Source organism: Wenzhouxiangella marina, from assembly GCF_001187785.1.
GTDB classification, from domain to species: Bacteria; Pseudomonadota; Gammaproteobacteria; order Xanthomonadales; family Wenzhouxiangellaceae; genus Wenzhouxiangella; species Wenzhouxiangella marina.
In genome coordinates, this window is sequence record NZ_CP012154.1 from 529740 (window position 1) to 549651 (window position 19912).

The 19912-nt window shown below is 67.1% G+C and carries 12 protein-coding genes; 6 read left to right on the forward strand and 6 right to left on the reverse strand.

Features of this window, described 5'->3' with window-relative positions; all coding sequences use genetic code 11:
• The first annotated feature begins 63 nt into the window (after positions 1–63).
• From WM2015_RS02255 to WM2015_RS02265, 3 genes are read left to right on the forward strand one after another with little or no spacing between them, the layout of a single operon-like run.
• Entirely contained in the window at positions 64–1176 is a 1113-nt protein-coding gene (locus tag WM2015_RS02255) for an efflux RND transporter periplasmic adaptor subunit (protein ID WP_049724510.1), read from the forward strand.
• On the forward strand, positions 1173–4436 hold the full coding sequence (locus tag WM2015_RS02260; protein ID WP_049724511.1) for an efflux RND transporter permease subunit: 3264 nt from the start codon (positions 1173–1175) through the stop codon (positions 4434–4436). The genes WM2015_RS02255 and WM2015_RS02260 overlap by 4 nt, the downstream gene beginning before the upstream one ends.
• Positions 4433–7480, forward strand: coding sequence for an efflux RND transporter permease subunit (locus WM2015_RS02265; RefSeq protein ID WP_049724512.1), 3048 nt, complete (start codon positions 4433–4435; stop codon positions 7478–7480). The genes WM2015_RS02260 and WM2015_RS02265 overlap by 4 nt, the downstream gene beginning before the upstream one ends.
• Before the next feature lie 264 nt (positions 7481–7744).
• Here the strand turns inward: WM2015_RS02265 and WM2015_RS02270 are convergent, their stop codons facing one another.
• Together WM2015_RS02270 and WM2015_RS02275 are read right to left on the reverse strand one after the other, a co-directional pair.
• A complete protein-coding gene (locus WM2015_RS02270) occupies positions 7745–8965 on the reverse strand; it encodes a cation:proton antiporter (protein WP_049724513.1) in 1221 nt (406 codons plus the stop codon).
• Between the two features lie 48 nt (positions 8966–9013).
• Entirely contained in the window at positions 9014–10591 is a 1578-nt protein-coding gene (locus WM2015_RS02275; RefSeq protein ID WP_049724514.1) for a cation:proton antiporter family protein, read from the reverse strand.
• A gap of 133 nt (positions 10592–10724) precedes the next feature.
• Between WM2015_RS02275 and WM2015_RS02280 the strand changes: the two genes are divergently transcribed.
• Both WM2015_RS02280 and WM2015_RS02285 read left to right on the forward strand, forming a co-directional pair.
• Positions 10725–11741, forward strand: a complete 1017-nt coding sequence (locus tag WM2015_RS02280) for a serine/threonine-protein kinase (protein WP_156200758.1) — start codon at positions 10725–10727, stop codon at positions 11739–11741.
• Positions 11738–14305, forward strand: coding sequence for a M14 family zinc carboxypeptidase (locus WM2015_RS02285; protein WP_049724516.1), 2568 nt, complete (start codon positions 11738–11740; stop codon positions 14303–14305). Before WM2015_RS02280 ends, WM2015_RS02285 begins: the two co-directional genes overlap by 4 nt.
• Positions 14306–14350: 45 nt before the next feature.
• Here the strand turns inward: WM2015_RS02285 and WM2015_RS02290 are convergent, their stop codons facing one another.
• On the reverse strand, positions 14351–15061 hold the full coding sequence (locus WM2015_RS02290; protein ID WP_049724517.1) for a cytochrome b/b6 domain-containing protein: 711 nt from the start codon (positions 15059–15061) through the stop codon (positions 14351–14353).
• 14 nt (positions 15062–15075) lie between these two features.
• Positions 15076–15540 (reverse strand): c-type cytochrome, encoded by a 465-nt coding sequence (locus WM2015_RS02295; RefSeq protein ID WP_049724518.1) that lies wholly within the window; start codon positions 15538–15540, stop codon positions 15076–15078.
• Between the two features lie 622 nt (positions 15541–16162).
• On the opposite strand from WM2015_RS02295, the gene WM2015_RS02300 reads away from it, so the two are divergent.
• Entirely contained in the window at positions 16163–16852 is a 690-nt protein-coding gene (locus WM2015_RS02300; RefSeq protein WP_049724519.1) for an esterase/lipase family protein, read from the forward strand.
• A 70-nt stretch (positions 16853–16922) separates the two neighbouring features.
• Here the strand turns inward: WM2015_RS02300 and WM2015_RS15715 are convergent, their stop codons facing one another.
• Both WM2015_RS15715 and WM2015_RS02310 read right to left on the reverse strand, forming a co-directional pair.
• Positions 16923–19076: a pilin gene (locus WM2015_RS15715; RefSeq protein ID WP_049724520.1), complete on the reverse strand. Its 2154-nt coding sequence runs from the start codon at positions 19074–19076 to the stop codon at positions 16923–16925.
• A 120-nt stretch (positions 19077–19196) separates the two neighbouring features.
• A complete protein-coding gene (locus WM2015_RS02310) occupies positions 19197–19907 on the reverse strand; it encodes an SGNH/GDSL hydrolase family protein (RefSeq protein ID WP_049724521.1) in 711 nt (236 codons plus the stop codon).
• Between the last annotated feature and the right edge of the window lie 5 nt (positions 19908–19912).

Sequence of the window (19912 nt, forward strand, 5' to 3'; positions counted from 1 at the left end):
TTCATCACGACCCTTACTGTTATAGTTCACCAACACACCTGGTCAATGCACTGGAGACCCCTGATGAACAGATTGTTGCTCGTGCCTGGCGCCCTGTCGCTGTTGCTCCTGGCCGCCTGCGGCAGTCAGGCCCCGACCGAACAGACGGTCACCGAGACGGTCGAGGTCGAGCAGATCCCGGTCGAGGTCGAAGCCGCCCATCTGGGCAGCATCTCGGCCTTCTACTCCGCGACCGCCACCCTGGAATCCGATGGTCGGGCGCACATCGTCCCTCGCATTGCCGGCCAGGTGGTCGAACTGCTGGCCGAAGAGGGTGATCGGGTCGAGGCCGGCCAGGTGCTGGCGCGTCTCGACGCCGAGCGCCTGCGCCTGGAGCTGGCGCGCAGCGAGGCGGAACTCAGCCGCCTGCAGCAGGACCTCGAGCGCAATCGCGAAATGCACGCCCGCGACATGATCAGCACCGAGACCTTCGATCGTCTCAAGTTCGAATTCGACGCCCAGCGTGCCCAGTACGAGCTGGCCCGACTGGAGCTGAGCTACAGCGAGATCAAGGCACCCATTTCGGGCGTGGTCTCCCAGCGCATGGTCTGGGTGGGCAATATGGTCAACACGAGCGAGCCGGTGTTCGAGATCACGGCCCTCGATCCCCTGCAGGCCGTCCTCGACGTGCCGGAGCGTGAACTCAGTCGTCTGAGCGCCGGGCAGCCGGCCCTGGTCCAGGTGGATGCGCTGCCGGGTCGTTCCTTCCAGGGTGAAGTGGTCCGCTTGAGCCCGGTCATCGACGCTCAGTCCGGCACCTTCCGAGTGACGGTGGAACTGGCCGATCGCTCCGGTCAGCTGCGCCCGGGGATGTTCGGACGCTTCTCGATCGTCTATGACCAGCGCGACGATGTGGTCCTGGTGCCGGCCGAGGCCCTGCTGACCGAAGACGGTCGATCCGCGGTGTTCGTGGTCACGGACGGCAAGGCCGAGCGTCGCGAGGTCGTCCCCGGTTACCGCAACAACGGTCATTACGAGATCACCGAAGGGCTGCTCCCCGGCGAACGGGTGGTGGTGACCGGCCAGGCGAGCCTGCGCACGGGCGCCGAGGTCCTGGTGCTCGGTGAGCCGACCAGCGCCCTCGAAACCGAGAGCCTCGCCAATCTTGACGAATTCTCGACCGGAGACGAGTCGTGAAACTGATTCGCCTGGCCACGCGCCGGCGAGTCACCATCGCGATGGTGACCCTGGCCGTCCTGCTCTTCGGCCTGGTCTCCCTGTCGCGGCTCGATCTGAGCCTGCTGCCGGACCTGAGCTACCCGACGCTCACGGTCCGGACCGATTTCGCCGGCGCCGCGCCGGCGGAGATCGAGAGTCTGATCACTCGCCCCATCGAGGAAGTGGTCGGTGTGGTTCGTGGCGTGCGTCTGGTCCGCTCGATCTCGCGCCCGGGCCAGTCCGACGTCACCCTCGAGTTTCTCTGGGGTACGGACATGGACTACGCCGCCCTCGACGTGCGCGAACGCCTGGAAACCCTGGCCCTGCCGCTGCAGGCCGACCGGCCCCTGCTGCTGCGCTTCGATCCGGCCACCGAACCCGTGATGCGCTTCGCCCTGGCTCGGAACGCGGAGGCGGATCCGGCCGAAGACGGTCTGCTGCCGCCCGTTGCCGCCGGTGATTCGAACACGGAACTGCGCCTGTTGCGCCGCTTCGTCGACGACCGTCTGAAAAAGGACTTCGAAGGCATCGCCGGTGTCGCCGCCGTGACCGTCTCCGGCGGCCTCGAGGACGAGATCCAGGTGCTCCTCGACCAGTACCGCCTGGCCCAGCTCGATCTGAGCGCCGAACTGGTCGCCCAGCGCCTGCGCGCGGAGAACGTGAACCTGTCCGGCGGCCGTCTGGAAGAGGGCGATCGGCAGTTTCTCGTCCGCACCCTCAATGAGTTCCAGAGCGTCGAACAGATCGACGATCTGATCGTCGCCACCCGCGAGGGCCGGCCGGTCTACCTGAAGGACGTGGCCGAGGTTCGCCAGGGCTGGCGCGAGCGTGAAGCGATCACCCGGGTGGATGGCGAGGAGATGGTCGAGCTGGCCATCTACCGGGAAGGCGACACGAATGTCGTCGCCGTCGCCCGCCAGGTCGATCGTGCCCTGGCCCGGATCCGTGATGACCTGCCGCCCGATCTGGCCCTGACGCGTACCTACGACCAGTCGGTCTTCATCCGCAATGCCATTTCCGAAGTCGTCCAGGCGGCGGTCTTCGGGGGCCTGCTGGCGATCGCCATTCTCTATCTGTTCCTCAGGAACCTTCGCTCGACCGTCATCGTCGGCCTGGCGATCCCGATTTCCGTCGTGGCCACCTTCGCGGCCATGTATTCCTCGGGGCTGACCCTGAACATCATGTCTCTCGGCGGCATCGCCCTGGCCATCGGCCTGCTGGTCGACAATGCCATCGTCGTACTCGAGAACATCGCGGCTCGGCGCGAGGCCGGGGATGACTGGCTGAACGCCGCCCGCCAGGGGGCCGGTGAAGTGGCCGGCGCCGTCGTGGCGGCCACCCTGACCACCATCGCCGTATTCTTTCCGCTGGTCTTCGTCGACGGAGTGGCCGGTCAACTATTCCGCGACCAGGCCTTGACCGTGACCTACGCGCTGCTGGTCTCCCTGGCCGTGGCCCTGACCCTGATTCCGATGCTGGCGTCCCTGGGCGATGCCCGTCGCGTCCGTGGACAGGCCGACGACATCCCGCCGAAGCCACAAGGCTTCTTCGCTACGCTGCGTTGGGCGATCGGCGCCGGGCTGACGATCGCATCGACCCTGTTCGTGCGCATCGCCGGTGGCCTGATCGCCGGTCTGGCCAGGGTCCTGGGCTGGGTCGTGCACCCGCTGGTTCGCGTCTTCAATCGCGGCTACGAGGCCCTGGCCCGACGTTACCCGCCGGTGCTGGAAAAGGCCCTGGACCATCGCGGCTGGACCCTGCTCGCTGCCATCGGCCTGTTTGCCTTCTCACTGCTGCTGATCCCGCGACTCGGCATGGAACTGGTGCCGAGTCTCGCTCAGGGTGAGTTCCAGGTCGAGATCCAGCTCGAGCCCGGCACGCCGCTCGGCGAGACCGATCTGTTCATGCGCGGACTCGATCGCTTCACCCGCCAGCAGCCCGGCGTGGCCCGCGCGGACAGCGTGGCCGGCACCGGTCGGCGTCTGGACAGCAATCCGGAAGAAGCCGGGGAGCACACGGGCACCCTCAACGTCATCCTCGACGCCAACGCCGATGAAGCCACAGTGACCCGGGCCATTCGCCAGTATCTGATGGCCCAGGCCGGGGTCGATTTCGCCATTCGCCGTCCCGAGCTGTTCAGCTTCGCCACACCGCTCGAGGTCGAGATCGCCGGCTACGATCTGGAGCAGCTGCGCGCGGTGGCCGGCCGGGTCGCCAGTCGCCTCGAGGCCTCGGAGCGTCTGAGCGATGTGCGCAGCACCGTCGAGCAGGGCCATCCGGAAATCCAGATCCGCTTCGACCATGAACGCGCCGCGCGACTGGGCCTGCGCGCCGACGAAATCGCCGACACGGTGGTTCGCCAGGTGCGCGGAGAGGTGGCGACCCGCTATACCTGGCGCGAACGCCGGATCGATGTGCTGGTCCGTGCCCGCACCGAGCAGCGCGATTCCGTCGAGCGCCTTGGCCAACTCGTCGTCAATCCGGGCTCACCCCGACCGGTGACCCTGGATGCCGTGGCTGAACTGGAACAGGTGGTCGGTCCGGCCGAGATCCGTCGCATCGGTCAGCAGCGCGTGGCCATCGTCTCCGCCAGCCCCGGCTTCGGCGATCTGGGTGCGGCCACGGAAGAGGCCCGCGCCCTGCTGGCTGATCTGTCGCTGCCCTCGGGGATCACGCTGCGCGTGGCCGGTCAGAGCGAGGAGATGCAGCGCGCCTTCCGTTCCCTGGTCGTCGCCCTGGCCCTGGCCGTGTTCCTCGTCTATCTGGTGATGGCCTCCCAGTTCGAGTCCCTGCTGCACCCCTTCGTGATCCTGCTCAGCATTCCGCTGGCCCTGACTGGCGCGGTGCTGGCCCTGTTCGTGACCGGCTCCAGCCTGTCGGTGGTCGTGTTCATCGGTCTGATCATGCTGGCCGGCATCGTGGTCAACAACGCGATCGTCCTGGTCACCCGCATCAATCAGCTGCGTGAAGCGGGTCAGACCCGCCGCGAAGCCATCGTCGAGGCCGGCCGGGCTCGCCTGCGTCCGATCGTGATGACGACCCTGACCACCACCCTGGGCCTGGTGCCCCTCGCCCTGGGTCTGGGTGAGGGCTCGGAGCTCAGAACGCCGATGGCGATCACCGTGATCGGCGGCCTGCTGCTTTCGACCCTGCTGACCCTGGTGGTGATTCCGGTGGTCTACAGCCTGCTCGACCGGCGTCGCACCGAGGCCGATCTGGCCGAGGGGTCGGGGGCATGAAGACCCTCAGCGGACTGGCCGTGCGCCGCCCCGTCACCACGCTGATGCTCACGCTCAGTCTGATGCTGATGGGCCTGGTCTCCCTGCGCCTGCTGCCGCTGGAGTTCTTCCCGGACGTCGATTTTCCGGGGATGATGATCGAGATTCCCTACCCGGGGAGCACCCCGGAAGAGGTCGAGCGTCTGATCACGCGGCCGGTCGAGGAAGCGCTGGCGACGATGGGCGGCATCCAGCGCATGATGTCGAGTTCCAGCGAGTCGGGCGCGCAGATGTTCATGTTCTTCGGCTGGGACGCGGACATGACCGCCCGCGGCGTCGAGGCCCGGGACAAGATCGACGGCATCCGGCATCTGCTGCCCGACGACCTGGAGCGGGTCTTCGTCCGCCGCTTCACCAACAACAGCCAGCCGGCGATGGGTCTTCGCATCGGCTCGACGCGCGATCTGAGCGATGCCTACGAGCTCCTCGATCGCAACGTGCGTCGACGCCTCGAGCGCCTCGATGGAGTGGCCCGCGTGTCCCTGGATGGCCTCGAGCCGCGCGCGGTTCGCGTCCAGCTGCTGGCCGATCGCGTCGCCGCCCACCAGATCGATCTGAACGAACTCAGCGCGCGCCTGCGCGCCGCCAATTTCTCCATGTCCGCCGGCTACCTGGACGACGTCAATGCCGGTCAGCGCATCCGCGTCCGGCCGATGGGCGAGTTCCGCAGTCTGGATGAGGTCCGCGAACTGCCGATCAACGAAGTTGGACTCCGTCTGCGTGACATCGCGGAGGTCAACCTCGAATCTCCGCCGCGGCGCTACGAGCGTCTCCTGGACGGGGAGTTCGCGATCGGTTTCGACGTGTTCCTGGAAAGCGGCGCCAACCTGGTGGACGTCAGCGAGCGGGTGATCGCCGAGATCGAGGCCATCGGCGAGTTGCCCGACATGGCTGGCATCAACCTCTACGTGCTGTTCAGCCAGGCCGACGGTGTGGTGACCTCCCTGAAGGATCTGGCGATGGCGGGCCTGATCGGGGCAGTCATGTCGATGATCGTGCTCTGGCTGTTCCTGCGCCAGTGGGTGCCGACCCTGATCGTGATGCTGTCGGTGCCGGCGGCGGTCCTGATCACCCTGGCGGCGATGTACTTCCTGGGGCTGAGCCTGAACATCCTGACCATGATGGGTCTGATGCTCGCCATCGGCATGCTCGTCGACAACGGCGTGGTCGTGACCGAGAGCATCTACCGGCGCAAGCAGATGCTGCCCGACTCGCCGGGCAGGGCGACCCTGCTCGGGGTGCGCGAAGTGGCCCTGGCGATCAGTGCCGGCACCCTGACCACGATCATCGTCTTCCTGCCCAATATCTTCGGCGCTCAGAACCAGGTCACCCTGTTCCTGTCGCATGTGGCCTACACGATCTCCATCGCCCTGCTGGCTTCGCTGATCATCGCGCAGACCATCATTCCGTTGCTGGCCCTGCGCGTGAAGGTGCCGGCCGAGCAGAAGGGCAACCGCTGGTTGACGGGCCTGACCAACGCCTATGCTCGCGTGCTGGGGGGCAGCCTGAAATTCCGCTGGACCGCCGCGCTCTGCGTGTTTCTGTTGCTGGTCACGGCGATGATTCCGATGGGCGGCGTCCAGAGCAATATGTTCGACGAGTCCGATGACGACCGCTTGATGCTGCGCTACAACGTCGAGGGCAACTACCGCCTGGAGAAGGTGCGTGAAGCGGTCGACCAGATCGAAGACTACCTGCGCGCCAACCAGGCCGAATTCGGTTTCGAATCCCTGTACTCCTACTACGCCTCGAACCGGGCCGAGACCACCCTGATCCTGGCCGAGGACCGCGAGATCTCGATCGAGGAGATTCGCCGACGCGTCAGCGAGTCGATTCCCCCGATCGCGATCGGTCGACCCAGCTTCGAGGTCCAGCGCAACGGTGGCGCGGAGAACCTGAGTGTCAATCTCTACGGTGAGTCCAGCGAGCGCCTGTACGAAATCGCCGAGGAGGTCGTGCGGGTGCTTTCCCGTCTCGAGGGCCTGAGCGATGTGCGCGCCGAGGGTGCCGCCGGGGCCGAGGAGGTGCGGGTGGTGGTCGACCGCGAAGTGGCTCAGCGCAATGGCCTGTCGACGGAACAGGTTGCCCGCTCCGTGGCCGTGGCCATGCGTGGCCAGACCCTGAACGAGTACCGCACCCCCGAGGGTGAGCTGGACATGCGCCTCGAATTCCAGGGCGCGGACCGCCAGACCATCGCCCAGCTCGAGGCCCTGCCGCTGGTCAACGACCGGGGAGAGCGGGTCCGTCTGTCGACCGTGGCCCGCCTGGAGGTGGTCCGCGGGCCGGACGAGATTCGCCGCCAGGAACGCCGTACCTCATTGAGCGTGTCGGCCAACCTGGGTGAGCTGACCATGAACGAGGCCCGCGACCGGATCTCGGCGGTGATGGACCAGATCGCGCTGCCCTCGGGCTATGCCTGGAGCTACGGCCGCGCCTTCCAGCAGGAAGACGAGGCCATGCAGCAGATGGTCTTCAACATGCTGCTGGCCATTGCCCTGGTCTTCATCGTGATGGCGGCCCTGTTCGAGTCGACCCTGTTCCCGGTCTCGATCATCACCTCGATCCTGTTCAGCTTCATCGGCGTGTACTGGTTCTTCTTCATCACCGGCACCGAGATGTCCCTGATGGGCCTGATCGGCATGCTGGTGCTGATGGGCATCGTGGTCAACAACGGCATCGTGCTGATCGACCACGTCAACAATCTGCGCCGCCGCGGCATGGCACGTGACGAGGCCATCGTCCAGGCCGGGCGCGATCGCCTGCGGCCGATCCTGATGACCGCGGCGACGACCATTCTGGCGATGATTCCCCTGGCCATGGGCAGCACCCGCATCGGCGGTGGTGGCCCACCGTACTTCCCGATGGCCCGCGCCATCATCGGCGGCCTGGCCTTTTCGACCGTCGTCAGCCTGGTCGTCGTGCCCTACATCTACGTGCTGCTCGATGATCTGCGGGCCTGGGTGGGCAAAGTGAGAAGGCGGGCGGTGGGCCGCGCAGTGGCCTGAAGAGGGTGAGGCGGGCCGCGCGGTGGCCGGATCGGTCGCCTGCATGGAACGCCTTTCTCGATTCCTTGGGTGCGGGTGGCGTTCGGGTGCCATCGAATGGCGTCCGGGGCTGCCGGTTGCTTACGGGTCTCTCCTGGTTTCCTGCTCGCCTCTGGCGCGAACGGGTCCGTGCCTGCGTCCGCCATGCAGGCGACCGATCCGGCCACCGCGCGTCCCTTTGGGTGATGGGGAAGAAGGGCGGGTGGTTTCGATTGGGTTTGCCGATTAGCGCTGGCTTTGCAGTTTGCTCGGTTCGGGCGACTGATCCTGGAAATGCTTCATTGCTCGCTGGGCCATGGGAATCGTGAGCATGGTCGAGGCGGCGGCCATCAGCAGCAGGGCGGTGAAGGTCTCGGCGCTGATCACGGCCCGGTCCAGAAGGATATTGGCGAAGATGATCATGATCAGGGCCTTGGTCTGCAGCAGCCAGCCGATCAGTCGGGCCTGGCCCGGTGGCCAATCGAGGATTCGGCCGGCCAGCCGGAGTCCGAGAAGCTTGCCGCCGACCCCGGCCAGGAGCAGTGCCGCGGCGGCAGCGAAGACGCTCGCACCGCCGAGCTGCCACTCCGTGCGCAGGCCCGTGTAGAGAAAGAACACCGGCATCATCACCAGCAGCAGCATTTCCCGCAGCCGGTCGAGGCGCTGCTGGTCGAGCCAGTCGGCCTCCAGAACGGCCCCGGCCAGGAAGGCGCCCACCATGTAGTGCAGGCCCGCCCAGTCGGCGGCCAGGGCGCAGAGGGCCAACCAGACCAGGCTGAGGAACCACCGATCCTGCGGGTTCAGGCGTGGCAGGGCGCGGCGGAGGATCACCGTGGCCAGGAAGAACAGGCCGAGAAAGGCTGCCTGCTTGCCCAGGCGTTCCAGGTCGACCAGGATCAGGGCCAGCAGGCCCCAGATGGCCAGGTCGTCCAGGCTGGCGTAGCGCAGCACGCGTTGGCCGAGTGACTTGCGAAGAATCTCCAGCCGCTCCATGAACAGGATCAGGATCGGCAGGGCGGTGACCGAGCAGGCCATTCCGATGGCGGCAACGAACTGCCACGAGCTGGCACTCGGTCCCATCCAGCCCGGCGCATGCCAGAGCAGTCCCATGCCGACCACACCACCCAGAACCAGCGGACCGAGCATGGCCAGGCCGGCGGTCACCGTGCTGTCCCGGCGCTCCCGCCAGGCCTGGCTCAGATCGAGCTCGGTGCCGGCGATCCAGACGAACAGGATGACGCCCCAGCTAGCCACGCCGCCGAGCATGGCGATGACTTCCTCGTTGAGCACGGTCCGGTGGATTTCAGGAAAGGCCGCGCCGAACAGGCCAGGCCCCAGCGCGATGCCGGTCAGGATCTGGACGACCACCAGCGGCGCCCAGGCATCGGTCCGGCCCAGGCGCCAGATCAGCCAGGGCAAAGCCAGCACGGTGGCCAGTGCGATCAGAAAGAGTTCGCTGGAGGGCATGCTCGGAATCCGGGCGAAATCGGAACGTGGTGTCTCGGCTTCGGTGACTCAGACCCAGTCGCGGGTGCCCTGGTCCTGCTCCAGACACTTGATGGCGTGGCCGGCCAGGCTCAGGCCCGCTTCGCGCATGGTCAGGTAGGTCTCGTCGGCCCCGGCCGCGCGGATCTTGTCGACGTGCTCTTCGTAGAGGGCATGGGAAATGATCGGTCCCGTAAAGCCGCGCTCGCGCAGTTTGCGTGCCGCGATCAGCTTGGCTTCGAGGTCGTCCATGGCGAGCACCACCACTTCCAGGCAGCCAAGATTGACCGAGCGCCAGAAGTCCGTGTCCTCGGCGTCGGCCAGAATCACGTGGCGATTGTGCTCACGGTGCTCGGCGACGCGGTAGGGGTCGGCGTCGATGCCGACCAGGTCGCTCATGGACTCTTCGAGGCGCTCGAAAGCCGCGGTACCCGTTCGGCCCATGCCCATGATCAGGGCTCGGGCCGAACTCAGGTCGGGCGGGATTTCGTCCGGGTGCGCGGTCCTGCGCTGATAGCGGCACAGGCGGTTCTCGTAGCGCTCGAACAGGGCGTGCGCGGCGCGATTGAGCGGCGCCGACACGGTGAAGCCCAGGGACACGGTGAGCGCCAGCGGCACCAGCCATTCGTTCATGACGGGAATGCCGGCGGCCACGATCAGGCCGAACTCGGAGTAGGCGGTCAAGGCGAGTGCAGCCAGGAAGGCGTTGCGTGCGCGCAGGTGGAAGGCGGCGAGGATGAAGAAGAACAGCAGGCCCTTGAGGGGTAGCAGGGCGATCAGGGTCAGGGCGAACAGCCAGTCGCCGAGGGTGGGCAGGCCGGACATGCCGATCTGCAGAAAGAAGCCGACCAGGAACAGTTCCTTCAAGCCCCAGAGGGATTCGGAGACATCGCTGGCGCGGGGATGTCCGGCCAGCAGCACGCCCATCAGCAGGGCGCCGACCTCGGAGCTCAGACCGACAGCCTCGAAGCCCATGCCGCCGAGCACCGTGGCCAGCAGCATGCCCATCAGCACCAGCATCTCGTCGCGGCCGGACAGGTCGAGGAGCCAGTAGATCACCGGGCGCAGCAGGGGCAGGGCGAACACGGCCAGGGCCCAGATCGAAGGCGTCTTGTCGCTGAAGATGCTCAGCACCAGCAGGGCAATCAGGTCCTGCACGATCAGGATGCCGATCGCCATGCGGCCGTGGAAGGCCGTCAGCTCGCGCTTGGCCTCGAGAATCTTGGCGGCCAGGACCGTCGAGGAGAAGGCCAGGGCCACGCCGACCAGGGCTGCGACCTGCAGGTCCAGGCCCATCCACCAGAACAGCGCCGGGGCGAACACCGCCACGGAGATCAGGAAGTGCAGGCCGCCGCCGCCGAGCACCGCGGCCTGACCGAGCTGGCGCAGTTTCAGTTTCAGTCCGACGGTGAACAGCAGCAGCAGGACGCCGAGATGCGCCACGTGCTCCAGCACCTCGCCCGTGTAGTGGGGCAGCACGCCGAAGCGTTGTCCGATCCAGTTCAGGCCGAAGCCGGCGGCGAGGAAGCCGACCAGGGGCGGCAGGCCGATCTGCTTGACCGCCAGACCGAAGATGAAGGCCAGACCGATGCTGAAGACTTCGAACATAGATGCCCCGCTTGCGTTTCGATGGTTCCGGATCTTCCCTGCAAATCATCATAGCCGCTGCCGGGTGGATTGGGCGGGCTTCGGAACATCGGCGCTATACTCGAAACGTCCTGCCATCGATGGAGTCGCGGTCATGCTGGGTCGTCTGTGTTGTCTTTCCATGATGCTGTCGGTCAGTCTCTGGGCCGGTGCTGCGCTGGCCGAGCCCCTGGAGGCGGCCGGGGTTCAGCGGCAGGCGGCCGAACTCCATGCCCTGGTGATGCGCCAGGACTGGGTCGTGGCCGAGGCTCGCCTCGACGCCCTGGCGAGCAACCCATCGCTGCGCCCGGCCGAGCGTGACGCGGTGGCCTGGTTGCTGATCCATCGACTGCGCTCCGAGCGGCCCGGGGCCCTGCCGGCCCGGCTGATGGCGAGGCTTCAGGACTGGCGGCCCCAGGCCTGGCGATCGCACGAGGAATCCGCATCGCATCAAATTCCGCGCTACAACGTGGCCGGTCAGGCCCTGGGCCTGGCAAACCAGTGGGACTATGCGGAAGGCGAAGCCGACCTGCTGGGGCAGGGCAGGCGGTCCATGACCGAGGCCCTGGCGCGCTATCGTGAGGACCCCTCGGCCCCTTATGCGCTGGGGCTTCGTGCCGCACTGGCACGGGCCAGCGAGGGACGGCTGCGCAAGTGGGCCGAGGCGGCTGCGGCCGATCCGCTGCTGAGCGAGGCCCTGATGCCCGAGCTGTGGCTGGCGCTGGGCGAGCTCGACACGCTCGGTCAATGGTTGGTCTCGTCCGAGCCACGCCGGGTCGCGGAGCTGCTGGCCCGCGCCCGTTCGGTGCTGGCGCCGGAAGCCTTCGTCGACTTGGCGCTCCATCTCGAAGGGCATCCGGATCGAGCCAGCCGCGCGCTGGCCCTGGCGCGCCTGACCGATGCCTGGCTGGCGCTCGATGACTGGCCCGAGGCCTGGGCGCGCGAGCTCTGGTCCCGGATCGATGATCCCGAGCTGGCCGCGACGGTTTCGCTGCAGCTGGCCCGGCTGGATGCGCCGCGGCGCTGGCGGGCCGAGCCGGCGTCCGCACCACCCGGGGCGCTCGACTCACCCGTGCTCGAGCGCATCCAGTCCCTTCGGCCTTCCCTGGTCCCGCAGGAGGTGCAGCGATGAGCCGGCGTCTGATTCTCGGCAGCCTCGCGCTGCTCCTGCTGTCGTCCTCTGCCTTTGGCCAGCGCCTGGCCAACTGGACCGAAGGCAATGGTGAACTCGGGCTGGGCTATCCGGTGCCGATCCCGGTCGACACGCCCTTGCCCTTCGACGGATTCCGGACCTACGCGGGCCTGCACAGCCGCCATCAGGACCTGATGCTCCAGTCCGATCGCGTGAGCGGCGAAGTCGTCGGCCAGAGCCGCAACGGTCGTGAGATCTGGGCCTATCGCCTGGCCGCGTCCGGCGACCGAACGCCCGAAGGCCTGCCGCGCTCGGCGGTTTTCTACACGGGCGGCATCCACGCCCGCGAGTGGCAGTCGCCCGAGGTCGTGACTGGCCTGATGGAGCGCCTGGTTGCCGGGCAGGGCGATCACTTTCTGACGGATTTCGTCGCCGATCACGTCAATGTCGTGGTGCTGCCCGTGATGAACATCGACGGCTTCCTGCAGACCCAGGCCAATCCGTCCCGCAACTGGCTGGAGACCGACAATCGCAACCCGCAGTTCTGGCCTCGCGACGGGCGCATGCGTCGCAAGAACCTGCGTGGCACGGACGGGGATTTCTTCACCACCGGCGATCATCTGGCCGGGGTCGATCTGAATCGGAACAATCCGCCGTTCTGGCCGGGGCCGCCGGAGACCGGCATCCAGGATGACCTGACCTGGCGCGGACCGTCAGCGCAGTCCGAGCCCGAGATCCAGGCCATGCTGGCCGCCGCGGGGCTCGCCCCGGCCGATCGCCTGCGCTTCTTCGCCGACATGCACAGCTACACCAGCGTGTTCTTCAGCGTCCACACCTCGAATCTGCGCCGCAATGCCATCCAGTCGCGCCTGTTCAGCACGCTGTCGAATCATCACGCGGCCCTGCCGGGCAACCGCGTCTATGTCGATTCGGTCAGCAGCATCGACGTCGGTATCGGGACGACCTCGGAGTACTTCGGTCAGCTCTATCAGATTCCCTCGGCCACCTGGGAGATCGAGCCCGGCGAGAACGGGGCGGTGGACTACGGTGGCTTCGGCAACAATGGCCACGACGGCTTCATCCTGCCCGAGTCCGAGATCCGCCGCGTGCGCGAGAACCTGGCCGAGACCATGCTGGTGGCGGCGTACCACATGGCGGATCCGCCCCACGTCGCCATGGCCGAGGTCGTGGACGTGGCCACGGGTGCGGTGGTCTGGTCGGCACACTGGGACGACGCCGAGAACGAAATGCGCGACTTCGTCAACCAGTCCCTGGCGCCACTGGTGCCGGGCCGAGCCTACGAGCTCTGGATGGCCTTCAGCAAGCCGATGCGCTGGCGCGAGAATGGTCAGGTCGTTCCCTTCCCCGGCCGCAGCGCCAGTTCGATCAACCTGAACCTCTGGATCGAGTCCGGCAACGACGTGATCGCGGCCGACTTCGGGCCACCCGAATGGCTGGATCAGGCGGGCGGCGCGCCGAACGGCTACCACCGCTATCGGGACGACGCCTTCCGCATCGCCTTCACGATTTCCGATGCGCCGGAAACCCTGGCGCAGATCGATGAGATCAACGCCGGTGAAGACGGCATCCACTTCACCGTGCTGACCAGCGATCTGACCGGCAATCTCCTCGACGCCAACCCGGCCACCCGGGCGCGTTGGGAGGATGGCGCCTGGGCCGATTACGACAGCGCCAGCGGCAGCCTGGACTCGGGCGGTGCCGATCGCTCCCTGGAGCTCGATCTTCGCGTCGCTGCCGGCGACCCCGGGACCGAAGCCGTGCGTGGCGTGCACAGCGCCATGTGGATCGACCCCGACCGCGGCGGCGAAGGTTGGGTGATCGAGGTGCTGCCCGATGGCCAGGCCGTGGGCTACTGGTTCACCTACGACGAAGAGGGTCATCCGCGCTGGCTGCTTGGACAGGGGCCGGTGGTTGCCAATCAGATTCGCTTCGAGAACCTGCTCGCGCCGGTCGGCGGTCGTTTCGGTCCTGGCTTCGACCCGGACGAAGTCGAGCTGCTGCCGGCCGGTTCGGCCCGCCTGGTCTTCAGCGACTGCGAACAGGGCTGGTTCGACTACCGGGCCTTCGGTCAGACCCAGCGCCTGCCCTTGAACCGCCTGACCCGCGGCCTCGGACTCGACTGCGGCCCCAGCGATGTGCCGCCACCCGATCGAGCGGTGCAGAACGGCTCCTGGTTCGATCCCGATCACGCCGGCGAAGGCTACACCGTCCAGTGGCTGGACAATGGCCAGGTGCTGGTGATGTGGTTCAGCTACGACGCGACCGGGCAGCAGTACTGGATGCTGGGCCAGGGTGAGAGCCAGGCCGGTGACGACCGCATCCTGCTCGACAACGTGCTGTCGGCCCGGGGTGCTCGATTCGGACGTGCCTTCGACCCGCAGGAGGTCGAACTCTTCGATTGGGGTTCGATCGAAATGCAGCTCGGCTGCGAGACCGGTTCGGCCAGCTACCAGTCGCTGCTGCCCGAGTTCGGCAGCGGTGATTTCGAGCTGCTGCGCCTCAGTTACATCGACGGCCTGACCACGTGCCCGCCTGGGAATTGACGCAGTCGAAGCATCTGGCCCGTCATGGAGTGAGTTGCAGCGGCGCTACCAGAAATCCATCGTGGGCGGCGGCTCCGGCGGTGCCAAGGCCAGCAGCCACCAGCTGAAGAGTGCGATCAGCACGATCAGGACCAGGGCCAGCAGGGTGCGGGAGCCGGGAATCGACGCCGATTCCGGCACCTGATCGGCGGGCTTGCGGCCGGTGATCATGGCGCGAGTGAGGTCCTGACGCTTGTAGATCCGATAGAAGCCGATGGCGATCAGGTGCAGGGCGATCAGCGCGCCGATCGGCCAGGCCAGCTGATGGTGGATGCGGCTGGCGAAATCCGCCGTGGCCTCGCTGACGGCGACGAACCAGGGCCCTTCGTAGAGGATGTCGTCGCTGATGAACAGGCCGGTGCCGACCTGGACCGCAAGGATGACCAGCAGGGCCAGCACTGCGAGGGCGCCCAGCGGGTTGTGCCCGGCGCTCGCCGGTGCGTTTCGCTGGGGCAGGGTCTTCAGGTAGGCCAGCAGGCGCCTCGGTCCGGGTAGAAAGCTGGCGAAGCGGGCATGGCGCGGTCCGCAGAGGCCCCAGGCCAGGCGAAAGATCAGCAGGCCGACGGCGGCCTGGCCGAACCAGAGATGCCACTGGCGCCAGTCGAACCCGCCCCACTCACCGCTGATCCAGGCTCCGAGGATGCACAGGGCGAACAGCCAGTGCCAGAGTCGGAGCGGCCAGTCCCAGACCAGCCGCCCCTTGCCGTCCCTCGCCATCGTGTCGATGCCGCTCAGTCGTCGGCGCGGAAGTCGTCGTGGCAGCTGCCGCAGGTGCTGCCCAGGCCGCCGATGGCTTCACGCATCGCGTTTTCGTCACCGCCGGCAGCGGCTTCAACGAGGCGGTTGCTGGCATCGATGGTGGCCTGGATCTTGGCGGCGAAGGCCTCGGGCTGCTCCCAGATCACGTCCAGGGCTTCGGTGCTCACCTCGTTGGCACGCGTGTCCGGGGCGAAGGCGTCGGGCAGCATGTTCGCCAGCGCGACCAGGCGCCCGGCATTGGTCTGGACCCGATCGACGTCGAAGTCCATGCGCCCTCGCGCCATCGCGCCCAGGGGGCCGATGTTCCAGCCCATCAGATGCAGCACCGACTGGCGGGTTTCCACCGCGCGCTCGGCCTGTTCCGGGGTCAGCTCGGCGCTGGCCAGGCTGGAGACGGCCAGCAAGGCGCTGGCGGCGAAGAGTCTGCATCGGGTCATGATCGGGGTCTCCCATTGAATTTCAGTCGGTGCTTACTAGTCCAACCGTAAGTATTGCCTTATTCAGCTTGTCTCTCAGCGCTCGTGGCAAGGCGTTGGCGCGAAGTGCGTAGCCGGGCCTACGTTGAGCGCCAACAACGCAGTCCACGGGCGCTGAGAGGCAAGCCCTGCGGGGGCTGCGGACGAATCCGCCTGCAGCGCAGGTCGTAAGCAGGGTGCGGTTTGCGCAGCAAGAAGCGCCCTGCTGAAGACCGTAGCGCGTGTTAAAGTACCTCGACGTAGAATGGCTATGCCTTCGGTACTCTGCCTTGCAGGCGAATCCGTCCGGAGCCCTGAATGAGGCAATACTTACGGTTGGACTAGTAATACCACGGTCACCGCGACTTCTGCGTGACCGCCCGGTTTTCGTTCTTCCGGCATCGGCTTCGGATGATACTAATGCTTCTGGTTGCATTGGTATGCGGATTTCCCGGCGCCGACCGCGGTTTTTCCCGCGCTCCGGCATTGCTCCGATCGTCGCTCCGCTCGATGCGGCAGCGAAGGTGGACCTGTCCCTTGGTCCAATGGTGCTTCCGGCCCACATCCTTCAGGGTCGAGCGACATCCCTCGACAGGAGCGCCCCATGCAACGTTTCCCGATCGCTCTCGCAAGCCTGATCCTGCTCATCGCCAGTGCACCGCTGCTGGCCTGTCAGGACGCCGTGGTGCTGGTCCATGGCAACACCGGATCGCCTTCGGACTGGAACAATACCTACTCGGAGCTCCGTGCTCGCGGCGTGCCGGCGGGCGCGATCTTCCGGCCGGCCTGGGGCAGCGCCTGCGCCGCCTGCAACGATCACAACGGCTCGGAAGAGTGGCCCGTGGTCAATGCCCTGGCCGATGCCCTGACCGCCTCCTGCACCGGCCGCATCGACGTGATCGGGCACTCCATGGGTGCGACCCTGGCGGCCAAGCAGATCGCCGACTACGGCATCGACGGCTACGTCGATACCTTCGTGGGTATTGCCGGTGCTTTCCGTGGCCTGTGGAGCTGCGGCCGCTACCCCTGGAACGTCTGGAATTCCACCTGCGGCTATTGGGGCCTGTCCGTCAACTCACCGTTTCTGAATGCCCTCGACGGTGAGCCCCTGGGCAGACGGGTCTACTCGATCAAGAGCTGGATCGATCAGGTCGTCTGCGCCACCGGCACCTGCACCGTCGGCGGCATCCACAGCTCGCAGATCAGCGGCGAGACCGCCAGCTACAGCGTCAGCACGGGCCACTTCGGCCTGCAGCAGAACACCGCCCCACTGCAGGCCGATCTGATCGACTGAAGAGACGCGAAGAACGGCTTTCCAGCCGTGAATGCCGGCGCCCGATCCATCGAGCTCGGGCGCCGCTTTCTCAGGGCCGGCACTGCGCGGGCAGGGCCGTGTCTTCGATGCTGGTGCTGGCGCAGCGCCAGCGGACCACCATGCCGTTCTGCAGCACGGGCACCAGTTCCAGGCTGGCGTTGTCGCCGAAGCCGGCTTCGGGTCCGAGCTGGATGACCAGGCGCAGGAGGCGGGCGTTGTAGTCGATGCGGCGAACGGGCCCGCTGTCGAACACCTGGCTGAAGGACGCGGCTTCTTCCTCGTTGGGCAGGCGACCTTCACTGACATAGAACTCCGCAATGGCCAGCTTGGCGCTGGCGGCCATGTTCAGGAATTCCGAGCTCATCGCCCGCTTCGTGTAGTCCTGGTAGGCCGGGATGGCGATCGCGGCCAGCATGCCGGCCACGGCGATGCCCGCCATACCGCCACCACCGCTGTAGAACAGATCCCCCGGGTGATTCTCGAAGGCCAGGCCCAGTTCGATGGTCTGCTCCGTGTAGCTCAGCTCCAGACCTACCGTGCCCGCGTCGGCCAGTTCGAGGCTGCGTGCGCTGGGAAAGGGTGAGAGATCGACCTGGGTGTCGAGCATGTCACCCAGGGCCTGCAGGGTCGACAGGTAGGCGTAGTAGTTGCGCTGCGGGGCGCCGTCGGCCCGCACGGCGCCGAACAGCGTGGCCTGGCCGGGGTTCAGGCCGGCCCGCGCCAGCCAGTCCCCGACCGACGTGTCACCCGGGTAGGCGAGCCGATCGTGCAGGATCTGTGGCACGTTGGCCAGGATCCGCCGGCCATCCTCTTCCAGCCAGTAGACGTGGGTCCCGATCGCCATCAGGCGCTGGACGATCCACTGGCCGGCCTGCTGGCCCGGATCCTGCGCCTCGGGCAGATCGATCGGCAGGCTCATGCCGGGAATCGAAAGGCGATGGACCGCCTGGCCCCGATGCGTCTGCGCGTCCCGGACGATGTCGAACTTCGTGGCCAATCGATCGAGCAGCGCGCCCCAGGCGTCGGCTCGTGCGGGCTCGTGGACCAGGTAGCCACCGTTGGCGTCGTTGAGCAGCAGCCAGCGCCCGGCCAGGGCGTCGATCCAGTCGGCCAGTCGGGCACCGCTGAGCTCCATCAGCTTCTGATCGATCTCGGCTCGATTCGACTCCGCATCCGGGTCGAGCGCCTGCCAGGTCCGCTCCACCCAGGCGCTGTCCGGCAGCAGCAGGCCGGCCGCATAGTCGGGTTCGCCGTTCGCCTCGAAATCACTGGTGCCGGGCTCGGGCAGGCCGAACTGCCACAGGGGGCCGCCCTCGCCGCGGGCGATCAGGCTCAGGCGAGCCTTGCCATTGCTGCTGCCGTAGCCGTAGGCCAGTTCGTCGGTGGCGAGCAGGCCAAGGTCGCGAATCTCGGCGGCCTGTTCGGGCGGCAGGCTCTGTTCCAGCACCGGGGCCAGGCGCTCGCCGTCGGCCCAGACCATCAGGCCGAAGCCGCTGGCGTCGATGCGCTCGTGCATCTGGCGGAGCCGTGAGTCTCCGGCGCCGTCCCATTCCAGAGACTCGAGATAGGACTCGACCTGGGCCGACATGCCGCCCACCAGTCGAACGCGCTGGGTCTCGGCGTCGAAACCGTAGAAGATCGGAAACAGGCCAGCCAGCAGTTGCCCGGGTTCCTCATCCGTGGCGGGCTCGAGGATCCTGAGCACGCCCTCGCTGCCCGTGAGGTTGGTCAGCAGGGTGTTGAATTCTTCGGTCGAGGTCAGATCGAGGCGGGCTTCGATGACCAGATCGGCCTCCAGGGGCTGCGGCCCGTCGCCGACCATGGCGATCTCCAGCGGCGAGGCCAGGGTGTCGAGGATCAGGGTCATGGCGGGGGCGAGGGCGCCGAATTCGATCGCCATCGCTTCGGGCACGCGATGCTGCAGCTGCTCGACGACCGCGCGGTTCGCCTCGCTGCCCAGTGCGGGTGCCAGGGCGCCGGGCTTGGGCGCGCTGATCAGTCCCCAGAGGCTGGGAATGCGGATGTAGGCCAGGGTGGTCTCCGGCAACACGTCGATCAGGCGGGCGCGATCGGCCAGAGCCTCGTCCCAGGCGCTGTCGGCGACCGGTGGGTTCGAGGTGGACGCGGGCTCGTCCTGCGAACAGGCGATCAGAATCAGGCTGGCGGCCAGCGTGCAGGACAGTGCGAAGTGACGGAATCCCATGATGCTCCCTTCCCGTTCAAGGCTTTTGAAGGGGGCCAGTATAGGTCAGGGGATCGGCGGCCAATCAGCCGGAAGATGAACGTCCCTTTTCGTGCCGGCGCGCTACTGGCGGCCGGGGCTTCAGCGGCCGATCAGTGCCTTGACCACTTCATCGGCGATCTCGCCGCAGCTGGCTTCGGATGGATGGTAGCCGTCCGGGGCGAACTGATCGGGCCGGAATTCCCCGACGAAGCGCACGTACACCGCATGATCGAGCCCGGCAAGCAAGGCATGTGCCGCCTCGTCGTAGGCGCGTGCGCGGAGGCCGAACAGGGCGCGGAGCGGTTGCGGCAGGCGGGGAAAGCAGTGCATGGGCGGAATTCCGAGCACGGCGATGCGTGCGTCGGGTGAATGCGCATGCAGACGATCGACCAGCGTGCCCAGCACGGTCTTCCAGTGGGTCAGGGACTTCAGGCCCGTGATGTCGTTGACGCCGGCCGAGATGAGGATGTAATCGGCGGGCGTCTCGGGCAGGCGCGGGAGCAGGCGTGCGAGGATCTGACCGGTCGTGGCGCCGGTCTCGCCCAAGGCGTCCCACTCCAGCCCGGTTTCCATGGCGGCAGCCAGCCGGCTGGCCGTGTGGCCCACGCAGGCCCGCTCCAGGCTGGAACAGCCCACGCCGGCGATGATCGAGTCGCCGATGGCGATGAATCGGCGCGGCGTCGGTCCCTCGATCCGCCCGCGAGGCTCGCCGGCCGCATCCTCGAAGCGCCGGGCGCGGCTGCGCACCCACAGGGCCTGGGGCAGGGTCAGGGCAAATCCGCCCCAGAACAGCAGACTGCTCGTGCGCACGTCGA